12 protein-coding genes are annotated in these 13,035 nt (G+C 64.1%); 5 read left to right on the plus strand and 7 right to left on the minus strand.

Annotated features, from left to right (window positions below; translation table 11 throughout):
* Positions 1-7 precede the first annotated feature (7 nt).
* Positions 8-2,389: a M61 family peptidase gene (locus LZC95_29045; protein ID WXA90491.1), complete on the minus strand. Its 2,382-nt coding sequence runs from the start codon at positions 2,387-2,389 to the stop codon at positions 8-10.
* A gap of 37 nt (positions 2,390-2,426) precedes the next feature.
* Here LZC95_29045 and LZC95_29050 point away from each other — a divergent pair, with 37 nt between their 5' ends.
* Positions 2,427-3,296 carry a helix-turn-helix transcriptional regulator gene (locus LZC95_29050; GenBank protein WXA90492.1) on the plus strand — a complete coding sequence of 290 codons (870 nt, stop codon included), beginning with the start codon at positions 2,427-2,429 and terminating at the stop codon, positions 3,294-3,296.
* On the opposite strand, the gene LZC95_29055 is transcribed toward LZC95_29050, so the two are convergent.
* Positions 3,262-3,876: a cysteine hydrolase gene (locus LZC95_29055; GenBank protein WXA90493.1), complete on the minus strand. Its 615-nt coding sequence runs from the start codon at positions 3,874-3,876 to the stop codon at positions 3,262-3,264. The two genes, LZC95_29050 and LZC95_29055, sit on opposite strands and share 35 nt — an antisense overlap.
* 73 nt (positions 3,877-3,949) lie before the next feature.
* On the opposite strand from LZC95_29055, the gene LZC95_29060 reads away from it, so the two are divergent.
* The 3 genes from LZC95_29060 to LZC95_29070 all read left to right on the plus strand — a co-directional run bounded on the left by LZC95_29060 (position 3,950) and on the right by LZC95_29070 (position 6,674).
* A complete protein-coding gene (locus tag LZC95_29060; protein ID WXA90494.1) occupies positions 3,950-4,906 on the plus strand; it encodes a helix-turn-helix domain-containing protein in 957 nt (318 codons plus the stop codon).
* A 109-nt stretch (positions 4,907-5,015) separates the two neighbouring features.
* Entirely contained in the window at positions 5,016-6,020 is a 1,005-nt protein-coding gene (locus tag LZC95_29065) for a LysR family transcriptional regulator (protein WXA90495.1), read from the plus strand.
* 30 nt (positions 6,021-6,050) lie between these two features.
* Positions 6,051-6,674, plus strand: a complete 624-nt coding sequence (locus LZC95_29070; GenBank protein WXA90496.1) for a hypothetical protein — start codon at positions 6,051-6,053, stop codon at positions 6,672-6,674.
* Here the strand turns inward: LZC95_29070 and LZC95_29075 are convergent.
* The 4 genes from LZC95_29075 to LZC95_29090 all read right to left on the minus strand — a co-directional run bounded on the left by LZC95_29075 (position 6,661) and on the right by LZC95_29090 (position 9,814).
* Positions 6,661-7,509 (minus strand): helix-turn-helix domain-containing protein, encoded by an 849-nt coding sequence (locus tag LZC95_29075; GenBank protein WXA90497.1) that lies wholly within the window; start codon positions 7,507-7,509, stop codon positions 6,661-6,663. The genes LZC95_29070 and LZC95_29075 overlap by 14 nt on opposite strands.
* Positions 7,510-7,804: 295 nt before the next feature.
* Positions 7,805-8,443, minus strand: coding sequence for an NAD(P)H-binding protein (locus tag LZC95_29080; GenBank protein ID WXA90498.1), 639 nt, complete (start codon positions 8,441-8,443; stop codon positions 7,805-7,807).
* A 116-nt stretch (positions 8,444-8,559) separates the two neighbouring features.
* Positions 8,560-9,156, minus strand: a complete 597-nt coding sequence (locus tag LZC95_29085; protein WXA90499.1) for a hypothetical protein — start codon at positions 9,154-9,156, stop codon at positions 8,560-8,562.
* A 43-nt stretch (positions 9,157-9,199) separates the two neighbouring features.
* Positions 9,200-9,814: a hypothetical protein gene (locus LZC95_29090; protein ID WXA90500.1), complete on the minus strand. Its 615-nt coding sequence runs from the start codon at positions 9,812-9,814 to the stop codon at positions 9,200-9,202.
* Between the two features lie 259 nt (positions 9,815-10,073).
* Between LZC95_29090 and LZC95_29095 the strand changes: the two genes are divergently transcribed.
* Positions 10,074-10,940 carry a hypothetical protein gene (locus LZC95_29095; protein ID WXA90501.1) on the plus strand — a complete coding sequence of 289 codons (867 nt, stop codon included), beginning with the start codon at positions 10,074-10,076 and terminating at the stop codon, positions 10,938-10,940.
* A 148-nt stretch (positions 10,941-11,088) separates the two neighbouring features.
* Here LZC95_29095 and LZC95_29100 read toward each other — a convergent pair whose 3' ends face one another.
* Complete coding sequence (locus LZC95_29100; protein ID WXA90502.1) at positions 11,089-13,029, minus strand: DUF4105 domain-containing protein; 1,941 nt, start codon at positions 13,027-13,029, stop codon at positions 11,089-11,091.
* Between the last annotated feature and the right edge of the window lie 6 nt (positions 13,030-13,035).

Consider the following 13,035-nt stretch of genomic DNA (forward strand, 5'->3'; position numbering starts at 1 on the left):
GGCAACCTCACGCTTTCAGCCGGGGCGCGAGGAGGGCGCCCAGGCGATCGGGCTTGGAGGCATCCCGCTCGAGGTGCGGGTAGCGCAAACCACCGCGGTAATCGATGCGATGCACCCGCACGTAGGCACCGTCCTGCACCAAGAGCTCGATGGGCTCCTTCGAGCGAATCGCATCGAGCAGGCTCTCCGCGGCGTATCTGCGCCCGCCCACGGCCGCGAGCTTCATGCCCGGCGCAAGGCCCGCCTTCGCGGCCGGCGTCCCTGGGGCAACGTCGAGCACCGTGCCGTCGTCTTTGAGAACGAGGCCCACGGAAAAGCGCAAATCGGCTTGTTTCAATTCCTCGTCGGCGAGGGTGGCCGGCTCATTGGGCTCGCTGGTGTACACGAGGCGCCATCCGCTCGCGGCGATCCCGTTCAATGGGGCGCCCGCGGTGGAGGACGTGCGCTCGGCCCAGAACCCCCGCCAATCGTGGGGTACGACGTCGCCCAGGGCCGTCACCACATCGTCCAACGTGTAGCGCGCGACCTTCGGCGCACCGCTCGCACCGCCGTAGAACCGGCGCGTGAAATCATCCAGGGAGCGCTTTCCTCCGGTCTTGGTGCGAATGAGCATGTCCACCTCGAGCCAGAGAAGATCGCCCTCGAGGTAAAAGTCCGCGCTCCGGCGCCAGCTCGCCCACTCGGGCGGTGCCGGATAAAGGACCTGCGCCGCCACCGATGTATCGTGCAGCGAGCGCCAGCTGCGTCCTCCCGCCGCCTCCATCGATGCGGCGGCAAAGGCGAGGTTCTCGCGAAAATCGGCCGCGGACCACAATCCACTGCGCGCCGTGAGCACGATGCCGAGGTAATCGGTCAGGCCCTCGTAGGACCAGAGCAAGTCGCCCTTCATGGGCTCTTGGTAGTCCGATGTCGCGAGGCCAGCCGGGCGACGGTATTTGCCATTCCACGAGTGCACGAACTCGTGCGGCAAGATGGATACGATGGCTTTGCGCTTTCGTTCATCGCGAAAGGCCCGCTCGGGAAATCGATTGTCGCTCGACTCGTGGTGCTCCAAGCCAAAGACGGGCACGTCGTCGCTCAAGGTGCAAAGGAATCGGTAATCTCTATACAGATACGAACCGAAGATCGCATGGGCCTCGCCCACGAGGCGCTTCATGCCGGCCACGTGCTCGGGCGCCATCGTCAGAGCCCCCTCGGAGTCGGCCACCACATCGAGCAGATGGTGCGGACTGCCCGGGAGAACCCCGCCGGCGCCGAGATCGACCTCTTTGAAGTGGGCCCCCGCAATCGCCGGCGAATCGATCAACGTCGTCAACGAGACCGGTGCGAATTCGATGATATCGCCCGCCTCGCGCGCAGCCTGCAGCGCCGTCGCGTATTTCCAGCCGCGCGGCAAGCGTAGACTCGGGCGGTAGGTGAGCGCGTCCGGCGATACCCCCTTTGGATAGAGCACCACGTGATTCCAGCTCACGTCCGCAAGCTGCGACGTCATGCTGGGCCCCGCGGTAAACTGCCCCGCGGTCACCGCGGAAAGCGCGTCGATCTCGATCTCCACGGCCTGGGCCCCCGCGGGCACGGTGCAATGAAAGACATACATATCGGCAGGATCGCGCTCCCAAGGAATAGGCTTTCCACCCGCTGAAAAGCGCAATCCCGTGAGATTGACAATCGGGCCCGTGGGGCCATGTTCCCCGGGTATCCATTTTGGATAAAGCAAGGTCAGAGGCCCGGGGTTCGCCGGCACGGTGAGCTTTGCATGCACCATTTTGCGTGGGGCATCCCGCGCGTCGACGGCCAGCTGGATGACGCCCGCCCGCGGCGTTGCCTGCGCCGCGGGCGATGGCGAGGGCAAGAGATCCGCTGGAATGGGGTGGGCCGCATCCTCCGTTTGCCACACGAGGCCGGTGATCCACCACCGCTGACCATCGTAAAAGGTTTGAATGTAATTCACCCCGCGCGAAATCGTCTCCTGAGGGCCCACGCGCGATTCGTAACTGGACTCGATGTTGGCGATATTTCCGTAACGGCGAACGCGGCGCACCAGCTCCCGTTCGCGAAAACCGTTGCGGATCAATGGCTCGGCGAACTCCACGAAGCCCTGGTGGTCCCAGATGGAGACTTTCTCGTCGACGGCCACGATGCGTGCACCGGGCAGGTACGTCGTCCGATCGCGATCCCATTGGCGCGGTGCATCCGGCGCGATGTTCACCGTTTCGTAGAATGCCCGCATCAGGCCTTCGAGCGTGGCGACGTCCTCCGGGCGCGCCGGAATGGTGTGAACCACCATGGATGCCTTCGGCGAAGATGCCGCCGGCGCACACGCGGGCAGACCGGCGGAAAGCGCGACGAGCAAGAAAACGGTGCAGGAACGAAGCCGCGAGATGGACATGCCGCGAGGTTACGGCACTGCTACGATGCGCGCTGTCATGTCCTTGCTCGAAATCCCCGCGGAGGCCGCGTCGGAGGGTTGGCGGCTCGATTACCCGCTGCAGCCCCTGCACGCCGGGCGTGAGCTCTTCGTGGGCGCCTGCCATTGCCCGGGCCACGAGCACGGCTGGTCTCCGGTGAGCGCGCACCACTACGAGCTCGATGTGATGCTCGAGGGCATGCACCTGCAAAACAGCGGCGGCGTGCAGCGCGTGATGGATCCCACCTGCGCCTCGCTGCATGCGCCGGGCGACGAGTACCTGGTGAATTCGCCGACCGTGCATCCCCAACGCAGCACCCTGCTCCTTCTGCGCGGGGCGCTGGCCGAAGAACTGGTCCCGCGCATGTCGGCACGGGCCTGCACCGTCTCACCGGCGGCGGCACGCCTCCATTTCGAGCTGCTGCGCGCGCGCGATGCCATGGCCATCGAGGAGACCGCGCTGGCCCTCGCCTACCGCATTTTGTCCGACACCGGGCCCGCCCCCAAACGAAAGCGCGCCCTCACGCCCTCGTGGCGACGGCTGACCGAGGAGCTTCGGCACGTGATGGTGACGCGCTTTCGCGAGCGCCTCACCGTCGAATCCATGGCCGCGGCATGCCACGCTTCCCCCTTCCACGCGAGCCGAGTCTTTCGCGCGGTGACCGGTGAGACGTTGCACCGGCACCTCACACGGGTGCGCCTTCGCGCCGCGCTCTTCATGCTCGGCGAGGTCGCGCCGGGGCGCCTCGCCGAAATTGCGTTTGCCACGGGCTTCTCGTCGCACAGCCACTTCACGAGAGCCTTTCGCGCGGAGTTTGGCTGCGCGCCCTCCGATCTGGCCACCCGGCGAGGGACTATGCCATTCCGCGCGCCCGCCGATTGGACATGAACACGTTGTCGCGCTCCGCGGCGCCGCCCTGGCGCAGGCCATCGAGCCATTCGGCCGTGGTCATCACCGCGGCGAAGTTCGATTGGAACACCACGCTGAATACGCGGTGAATCTCCTCGGCGGTGGCCGATCCCGCGCGGTTCGCATAAGGCAACGAGCCGCTCGCATCCGATAGAATCTCCACCGCAAATCCGGCGTGCGAGGCCTCGAACGTCGTCGCCGCATCGCAGTTGTGGGTCATGTACCCGACGAGGGTCAGCGTATCGATGCCGCGCGCGGCCAGCCACTCGCGAAGATCGGTGCCGGTGAACGAGCTCGGCTTGGTCTTTTCGACGAGATGGTCGTGACCGCGGCGCGCGATCTCCGGATGGAGCTCCCACCCACGCGACCCTTTGGCAAAGATCGGAGATCCCTCGGGCGCGGAATGCTGGACCACCACGATGGGAATGTCCGCCGCACGCGCCGCATCCATGACCCGCCCGATGTTGGGAAGGCTGACGCTGGTAGGCGGATGTTCGACCGGAAAAGTGTCGCTGAAATATTCGTTTTGCACGTCAATGACCAGGAGGGCTCGTTTCATGTCCCGAAGATGAGGCTTCCGCGCTTCACGAACCAGTGGCCCAAAGGCCACTCTTCGATAGAATTGGGCCACCATGCCCCGCACCGTCGCCGTCGTCGCGTTCGATCGCATCAGCCCGTTTCATCTTTCGGTGCCATGCATCGTTTTCGAAGAAGAGGAGCCGGGCGCTCTGGCCAAGCACTACCGCCTGCGCGTCTGCGCCGCCGAACGCGGGCCACTGCGGGCCACGCCCGGGTTCGAGCTGCGCATGGATCGCGGCCTTCCCTCGTTGAGCCAGGCGGACATCGTCATCGTTCCTTCATGGCGCAATCTGGAAGAGCGGCCGCCGGAGACGCTGTTGTCGGCGCTGCGCCGTGCCCATGCGCGGGGCGCCATCCTGGTCGGGCTGTGCTACGGGGCTTTCGTTCTGGCCGATGCGGGGCTGCTCGATGGGCGCACAGCGACCACGCATTGGAAGGCCGCGCCGACGTTCGCGCGGCGGTTTCCCGCCGTGCGGCTCCAATCCGACGTGCTCTACGTCGACGAGGGCGACGTCCTCACCTCCGCAGGTGCCGCCGCGGGCATCGATTGTTGCCTGCATCTCGTTCGAAAACAATGCGGTGCCGAGATTGCGAATCACGTCGCGCGGCGCCTGGTCGTGGCCCCGCACCGCCAAGGCGGGCAGGCGCAATACATCGAGCATCCATCCACCGAGGTGCCGCGCGGCCACCACTTCACCGAGCTCCTCGATTGGGCGCGCGCCCATTTGCACGAGCCGCTGGACGTCGATGCCCTCGCCGCGCGCGTGGCCATGAGCCGCCGCAGCTTCACGCGGCATTTTCGCAAGGTCACCGGCACCAGCGTCACCAAATGGTTACTCGAGCAACGTCTTTTTCTCGCGCAGCGTTTGCTCGAGACCACCGATCACTCCATCGAGCGCATTGCCGAAGCGGCGGGCTTCGGCGGTGCGGTCTCCCTGCGGCAGCATTTCGGTGCAGCGTACGCGACGACCCCGTCGGCATGGCGACGCGAATTCCGCGGCCCCTCGTAGTTGCAACCGTGGGTTGCCTGCCGATCGGGGCTGGCGCACAAGGACATTACTTTGGCACGGCCAACGGTTGAGCGCAGCGCGATGCATCGCATACTCATGGCCGGAGCGCATGCCAAGCGAAGCCAATATTACATTTGCGCAACTCCTTGCCTTCATCGCAGTGGTGGAAGAACAGCGTTTCACGGCGGCCGCGCGGCGTTTGGGCATGACCCAATCCGCGATCAGCCAAGCCGTGCTTTCACTCGAGCAATCGCTGGGTGTGGCCCTTCTTTCGCGCGGACGCGATCGAATCTCACCCTCGGCCATTGGACTCGAAGTCCTCGCCAATGCACGCGACGCGCTCAACGCCGTAGCACGCATTCGTGAACAGTGTGCCAGCATGGCCGGGCTCGACCACGGCATTCTTCGCATTGGGAGCATTCCCAGCGCCGCCGCGCGGGTGCTGCCCGAGCCTTTGCGCACGTTCCGAACGCACTACCCGGGCGTGCAATTGCTGCTTCTGGAGGGCACCGACGAAGAAGTCAGCGAATGGGTGCACCGCGGGACGGTCGAGGTGGGCCTCACCGCTTCGTGGGAAGGAGAATTGGGCTCGGAGGTGGTCGCCGAGGACGAGTTCGTGGTCGTCGTCGGGCACAATCACCGGCTGGCCACCGCCAACGCCGCCTCGATCCGCGATGTGGCCGACGAGCCCTTCATCATGTGGGGCTGCAGCTGCGAGGGCGTGATCCGCGGCCTCTTTTCCCACGCCGAAGTGAGCGCGCCGCAGGTGGTCTTCACCGTCACGAGCATCGGCGCGCTGCTGGAGATGGTGGGGCACGGGCTGGGGGTCACCATCGTTCCGTCGTGGTGTCTGCCTGCCAACCGCAACCGGCTGCGCGTTCTGCCCCTTCGACCCGTGCACCGGCGAACGCTGTACGCCATCACGCGGACGGAGGCACTTTCCAAGGCCGACGAGGATCGGCAGGCCGTGCGCCTTTCCCCGGCCGCCACGGCGTTTCTCACGTTCTTGCGGCAAGGGGCACGGCCGCCCATCGGGTTCGACGAGAACGCCGAGTCCCGTCCGCCGGGATCGGGCGATGTTCGAGGGGGTGTTGGCGCCACGCGATACGGGTGAGACACTAGGTCACGCTTAGGAGCGTGACCCATGAGAGTGCCCTTTCTTGCGTGGATTCCCATCGCCCTTGCGGCCATCACGTCGAGCGCGCACGCGCAGGAACCGCTGCCCCGCCTTCCGCCGTTGCCGCCGCCGCCCCCCACGACGCCCATTCCGGCTGCACCGCCCGCTGCCCCTGCACCGCCCGCAACGAGTGAAGCGCAAGGCTTCGAGGTGCAGGTAACCGCCCACGCGCGCAATTTGCAGTTTCACCTTTGGACGGACGAAGGGCGCTACCAGAAGGTGTGCACGGTGCCGTGCCGCGCGCCGTTCCTTCCTGGGAAATATTATTTCGCACTGTCCGAGGGGGATGGCTCTCTCGTTCGCCTCGATCCCGTGGACCTCAAGGGTGCATCTCGGATCGAGGCCACCTACGTCTCCCGTACGGGCTTGCGCACGGCCGGGCTACTCACCTTCATCGGCAGCATCGGCGCCGGGATTGCCATTGGGATCGCCGGCAGCAAGGAGACGTGCAACGACGCGGGGCAATGCCGGACCGACACGCCCACCGGCGTGGGGATCGCCGCCCTCGGCATCGCCATCGTGGGAGGCATCACGGGGCTCGTGATGGCCTCGCGTCCGGATAAAATAGGGATCCGCATCACGCCGAAGTGAACGCGGAGTCGACCCCACCGGCGCGAAGTCGGAATTGGAGCGGAGACATCCGCGTCCACCGGCGAAAGGATCGGAAGAACGACGTGGCCTCGAAAAAGCCGAGTTGGAGCGCAATCTCTTTGAGCGGCCGGGCGGTTTTCGCGAGGTACTCGCACGCGAGCTCCTGACGAATGCCGTCGACCTCCTGCTTGAAGGTCGTCCCGACCTGCTGGAGCCGCCGCTGCAACGTGCGCGGGCTCATTCCGATCCGCCGCGCCACGTCCTTCATCTCGGGGGCCCGCGTTTCGTCGCGCTCGTTCGCGCCGTCGAACGATTCGCGAATGCACGCGCGAACGTGGGGTAAAAATGGAATGCGCACCGCACTCTCGGCGCCCGAGCGTGCGGCCTGCGCCGCCGTGCGAAATTCGAGCTCGTGTGGCTCGAGCATCCACTCGACCATTCGCGTGAATGCGAGCTCGTTGTCGTAGCTCGAAAAGAGCACGGTCGACCATTGTTCGATGATTTTGCCCTCCTGAAAACGGAATAGCAGCATCTGCTCGATGTCGATGCACGCATCGCTGGCCTCCGCGTATTTCGCCCGCTTCGAGCAACGGACGACCACCCGATCGGCATCCTGAATCTGGTCCAGGATTTCAAACCGCAAATCAGGGAATGCCACCCGTGCCGCACGCACCACGCGCGCCAGTGCACATGCGCCGACACACGGCACGGGACGCCCGGATTGGTGGCCGACATATTCTGCGTGAACGAGTTCATCGAGAAGCTCGATTCGACCTCGATTCCACACTTCGCCCAAGTATCGCGCTACGACGTAGCCATGAATATTCCTATGCAACGAATATCCCTCCTCCGCCGCCCAATGACGCATGACTGATTTGGATGATGCCATCCAGGAGAATGAATAAAAATCATCTCCCAAACCAAAACATAACAACGTTATTGCATTGCCATCATTCGGCGCGTTGCACAAGGGGGTGCACTGGTCTTTCGGCCGACGAGGAAAACATCATCATCGACGGACGCAGCGAGGGATTCGTCAAAAACTGTTTTCAGCATTCGCAAAGATCTGGCGCGATCGGCGATGCCGAGCGGCTCACATGTGCATTGCGCGCTCGTAGGGCGTCCTCTGGTCAGTACGCAACGGTGAATCGCGCGCGGCGGTGGGCGGGGCGCTCGACCTCGTCCAGCAGAGCGACGGCGAAGTCCTCCATCGAGATGGCCGATTGTCCCGCGGCGTCGAGCAAAAGCTCGTCGCCACCGAGGCGGTACTGGCCGGTGCGCGCGCCCGGTTCGAGGAGTGCCGGCGGGCTTAGGTACGTCCAATCCGCCGAGACCTCGGCGCGGCATACTTCGAGTTGGGCAGCGCAGGCTCGCGCAATCGCGCGGTACTCCGGACCGAGAAACCGCGCGTCGTCCATCACGGTGCCGCTCCCGCCGGGCACGACCAAGGTGGCGGCGCCGCCGACGAGCACGAGGCGCGTGTCGCTTTGGGCAACGCCGGCGAGCAGTGCCTTGGCCGCCGCCACGAGATCGGATTCGCGCCCCGGCGCGGGACGGGTGGCCCCGACGACGACGTCATGGCCGCGCCCCAATGCGGCCACGTCGTCGACGTTGGCAGCGTCACCCGTGCAAACTCGAGCGCCCGCGTGCACGTCGTCGAAGCGCGCGGCATCGCGCACCACGGCGGTGACTTCGTGGCCGCGGGCCAAAGCTTCGGCCACGACGCGGCGGCCTACGTTCCCAGCTGCTCCAAATACGGCAATGCGCATGAATCTCGACTCCCGGTAGATGCCCGATGACGTCGAGAAACATGCGCCCGTAGGAAAACACCGACAACGTCACGCTCCGTTGACGGACTGTTTCCCGTTTGCACTGCAATGCGCGCTCAGTATGCCGCGAACGGGAATGCCACCCCGCCGCTCAGCGGTTCATCTCCTTCGAGCTGCGGCTCCACGGCGAGGGTGTCGATGGACTTCTTGGTCAACGTGGACTCGCCGGTGCGCGACGACCAATACTTTTCTTCTTTGTGAGCCTCGAGAACCTGCAACGTCGTATCGGTGATCGTGGCCGGCGACGTGGCGCTCGCCGACATCACGTGCTCGAGGGTCGTGCAGTTCGTGGTCACGGTGACTCGATTTGGCTCGATGCGAATGTTGCCGGTGACCCGGAGTTGATGCTTCGCCGCATAGGCAGGATCGCCACTGGTCGCCGTCGCCGGCGGGAGCTGCCAGGTACCGTAAATGGGCTTGTCACCGGAAGCCGATCCGGAACGCGTAATCTGGGAGCTTTGCCCATTCGCGCTGATCGTGAGGGTATTGCCCGAAACCGTGTAGTCGATGGCCGGCCCGGCGACGGTTTCGGCGCTGCAATTCATCCTGAGCTCCTCGACGACCGCAGGCTTCTCGTCGTCGTCGCTGCTGCAGGCGGGAAAAGCGATAAGTGAAGAAAGAACCCCAAAAGCCAGAACAAGATGTCGTTTCATGCCCGTGATGTCGGCCCACTCGGGACGAAGGTTGCGTACTTCTTCAAGGACGGTTTCCACCGGAATCTTGGTTCACGATGAACGAAATTCCCGGGGCAACGTCCGTATCTTTTTCGCCCACGGTCTGCGGCTGCACCGCCAAGGTATCGATGGACGACTTGCCCACCGTCGTCTCGCCGCGGAGCGACGACCACTTCTTGACGTCTTGGTGCGCCTCGAGGATCTGATAGGTGGTGTCCGTAATGGTCGCCGGCGACGATGCGGACGACTTCATGGGGTGGATGTTGTTGGAACAATCGACCGATGCCGTCACCCGCCCCGGTTCGACACGAAAGGTGGCCGTGTACTTGATTTCGTATTTCGCAGCGAGTGCAGGGTCGCCGGTGTCCTGGATGGGAACCGCCCAGGTTCCATAGATAGGCTTGTCGCCCGAAGCTGCACCAACGCGGGTTGCCTCGGATCGTTGCCCATTCGTCGTCGAAATGAGCTTGTCCCCTTCGAGCGCGTATTGCACGGTCGCGGGGGCAATGGCGACGCCGCAGTTAATCGTGAGTTCCTCGACGGCCGTGCCCTTACCGTTGTCGTCGTCGCTGCTGCAGGCCGGAAAAGCAACAAGAGAAGAAAGAACCGCAAAAGCCAAGAGAAGATGACGTTTCATGCCCGTGATGTCGGCCCACTCCGAACGGGAGTTGCGTCATTCGTCAAAAAATCCAGAACCAGATCGCGTCGCGGCACTGCGCAAGCATCGATGGCAGTCGAACATCGCAGGCGAACCGCTTGAAGCATTGGGAAAAAGGCAGCTCACGGGGCACCCCTTTTACGTCTCGGCTGACGCAATGAACTCCCACCTTGCATCAGAGTGAGCGAAGACGTGCGCAGGCGAGCAAAAGCATGCGCAAAGTCAGAGGGGGAATACAATGATGAAATCGAATTTGGTTCGCACGGGCATCGTTGGCTTCTTTGCGGCCACGCTTGGAGTCATGGGTTGCGCTTCTGGAGATGCAGATAACTCGTCCAGCGATCAACTGCTCGGCGACCCGACGGCACAGCAGCAAGATCCGGCCGCCGATGCGGATGCCGCGAGCTGCAAATCGTACTCTGGCCGCGCGGTTGCCGCGACGGTCAAAGTGGGAAAGCCCAACGGGCTCGGAGACTATGAGGACACGGTCTTCGTGTCGGATACCAAAGCCCTTGCCAAGGAAGGCGGCCAGCAGACGGCCAGCCTGGCGACCGTCAATGCGGGCAACCTGGTCAAGGCTGGGGTGGCCAATGCCTCGACCGAAGGCGGGAAAGGCCGGACCGTCTCGCGCGCCGCGGTGGCCAATGCGGCGCTCTTCCGTGACGCGCCCGTGGGCGGGCTTCTGGGCGATGTTCTCGGTGAGGACGGACGCGGCGGAACCATCGCCATCGACTTGCGCCCCATCCTGAACGACCTCGGTGTGACCGATCTCGTCTCGAATCTCTTCGGCAAGGGCGGACTTCTCGAACACGGCATCCTCGTGGACGTGGTCGAGGAAGACGCATGGGCCTATTGCGACAAGCGGGGCAAGCCCCACGTCGGCGCCGGCGTGAAGGTCCTGAACCTGCGCATCAACGGGAAGCCCATCCGGGTCTCCACGGATCCGAACCAGATCATCGATCTGGGCATCGTTCGTATCGCCATCAATGACCAGAGCGTGAGCGAAAATGGCAGCTCCATCGACGCGGCCGCGATCCGGGTCACCGTGGCGGACATCGTCGATGTGAAGGTCGCGCGCGCAAGCGCGGGCGTCAGCTGCCGCTGAGGCGCTGACGGATCGTCGTAGGACGCGTTCCGCACTGTCGAAAGCCCCGTCCGTGCCGTTTGACACCGGCGGGGCTTTGGAACGCTCGATTGCACGGCGCCACGCTACCCCACCCCGCGACGCGCCAAACATTCGGCCGGCAGCTTATCTAGAAATAGAAATAGGAATGGAGCGCAACTTCCGAAGACCGGGGTTGCAACGAGGCCTCGAGGCCCAGGGCGACGTCCTTTCCGAGCGAGCTGCGAAGCGTCGCTCGAACGTCGTACGTGGTACTCTGGTTTTGGCCCGGCAAATAGGACAGGGTTCCCGAGAGGAGGCCCACCGTCCGTGCCGGCAAGCGAATCCGCAGCCCTGCATAAGGCCCTAGGCCAACGCGGACGAAGCTTCCGCCGATACCGTCGAGGGACGGTGAAAAAGCTACGTAGGCATCCGCCATCACGAAGACGGCCAGGTGCTCGCTCTCGGTCGCGATGGTCGCGCCCACCGCACCATCGAGACCGTGCGCAAAACAATCGGGACAGGCTCTGTCGTGCAAGCGCATCCCAAAGCCACGGGCGCGCCACGACAGAGCCTTCTCGAAACGCGTGAGCGGTTTGAGCGCCAAAAGCTCGGCAAAGGTGAGCTTGTCCAATGTCAGCGAGCGCCGAGTCAAATCGTAACGCAGCCGCGTATCGAGGAATTGTACCTGCAAGAGCTCCGGCTCACCGTCCGGCGGATCGGCCAGATCGTGAAGTGCCAGGCGGTATCCCAAGGTGCTGAATGCACCTTCGTATTGTGTCGTAGCGCCAGTTCCGATATCGACCCGCAACGAACCATGTCCCTGCTCCGGGGCCTTGTCGCGCGGCATCGGGACTTGGGTCGCAGGAATGGTCGCCGCCATCTCGCGGCGGCGCCGAACGAGCAATGCCCTCGATGCGGCGTACCCTGGATCGTGCTCGCCGCCCGCAATTTTGGCGAAACGCGCATCGAGAACCAGGGCCGCCGTGTCGAGCGCACGCGCCGCTTCATCCGCGGAAAAGCCATTGGGCAATGCGGCGTTGGGGTCGAGCGCGAGGCGTCCGGCGGTGTCCATTTCCTCCGCATCCATTCGAGCCGTGTGTGCGCGAAGCTGGCTGCGAAGCGAAGGGCGATAGCGCACCGCCCGGACCAATCCGGGCACGTTGAAGAGCGCTTTGATGGTGTCCTTGGGCAGCACCACCGTGTTCAAACCGGCAATGAGGTTGATGCGCGGCGCCACCGATTCGATGGCATCGAGGATTTGGTACGAGCAATTCTTGGTCAAATAGAAATAATCGATGTACGTCGGGCCGAGCTCCCAAAGATGGTACATGAGCAGCGAGACTTCCCGCGGAGTCAGCGCCAGATCGTACTCCCAGAGATCGCGCCCTTCGGCATTGCCGTATTCGCGAACTTTGAATTCGTACGAGTGAAAGCGAAACACGCCCTGAAAGAGGCCACTCAATCCTTTGAAGGCGTACAAAAAGGGATTCGCCGTATCCGTGTTCGCCGTGTAATCGATGCCGAAATCGATCGGATCGGCCGGTCGCATATCGCCCGCGGCGCGTCGTTTTTTCAAGCGAAGAAACGTGTGCCCGAAGGCCGAAGCGGGATTGTTCAGATAATTGGCCGAGTAGACGACCATGACCGATTCCGTGGCCATTTGGGCCTCGTAGCGCGCGAGGCCCGGGCAAACGGGCTCGCGCAAGCGGCCCTCGAAGTGGAGCTCCTCGTCCAAGAGGCGCCGCCGCGCCGGAAATCGGCATAGTGCGTGCTCGTCCTCGCGACCGGCAATCACCGGCGCCAAAAAGGCCTGCACGGTGGCGGTGAGCTCCGCATCCGGATCGTGCTTGCCGTCGGGCGCGAGGAAGAAGTTCGGCCCGTCCACCTCGCTCACCACGTTGCCCCATAGACCGGGGCGGTAATGCACCAGCCGCCGCCAGCCGATCGAGCGTGCGATCCCCAGCTCGCGTGCCTGCTGGAGCAGATCCGGCTCCGCGGCACGCGCGCTCGAGGCGAAGCTTAGGAACACCAACGCGAGGGTGAGCCAAAACGCGAATGTGGCCCCCGTCGTGTCGTTTGGATTCGGCATCGGCCT

Source organism: Sorangiineae bacterium MSr12523 (assembly GCA_037157775.1).
GTDB classification, from domain to species: Bacteria; Myxococcota_A; Polyangia; order Polyangiales; family Polyangiaceae; genus Pendulispora; species Pendulispora brunnea.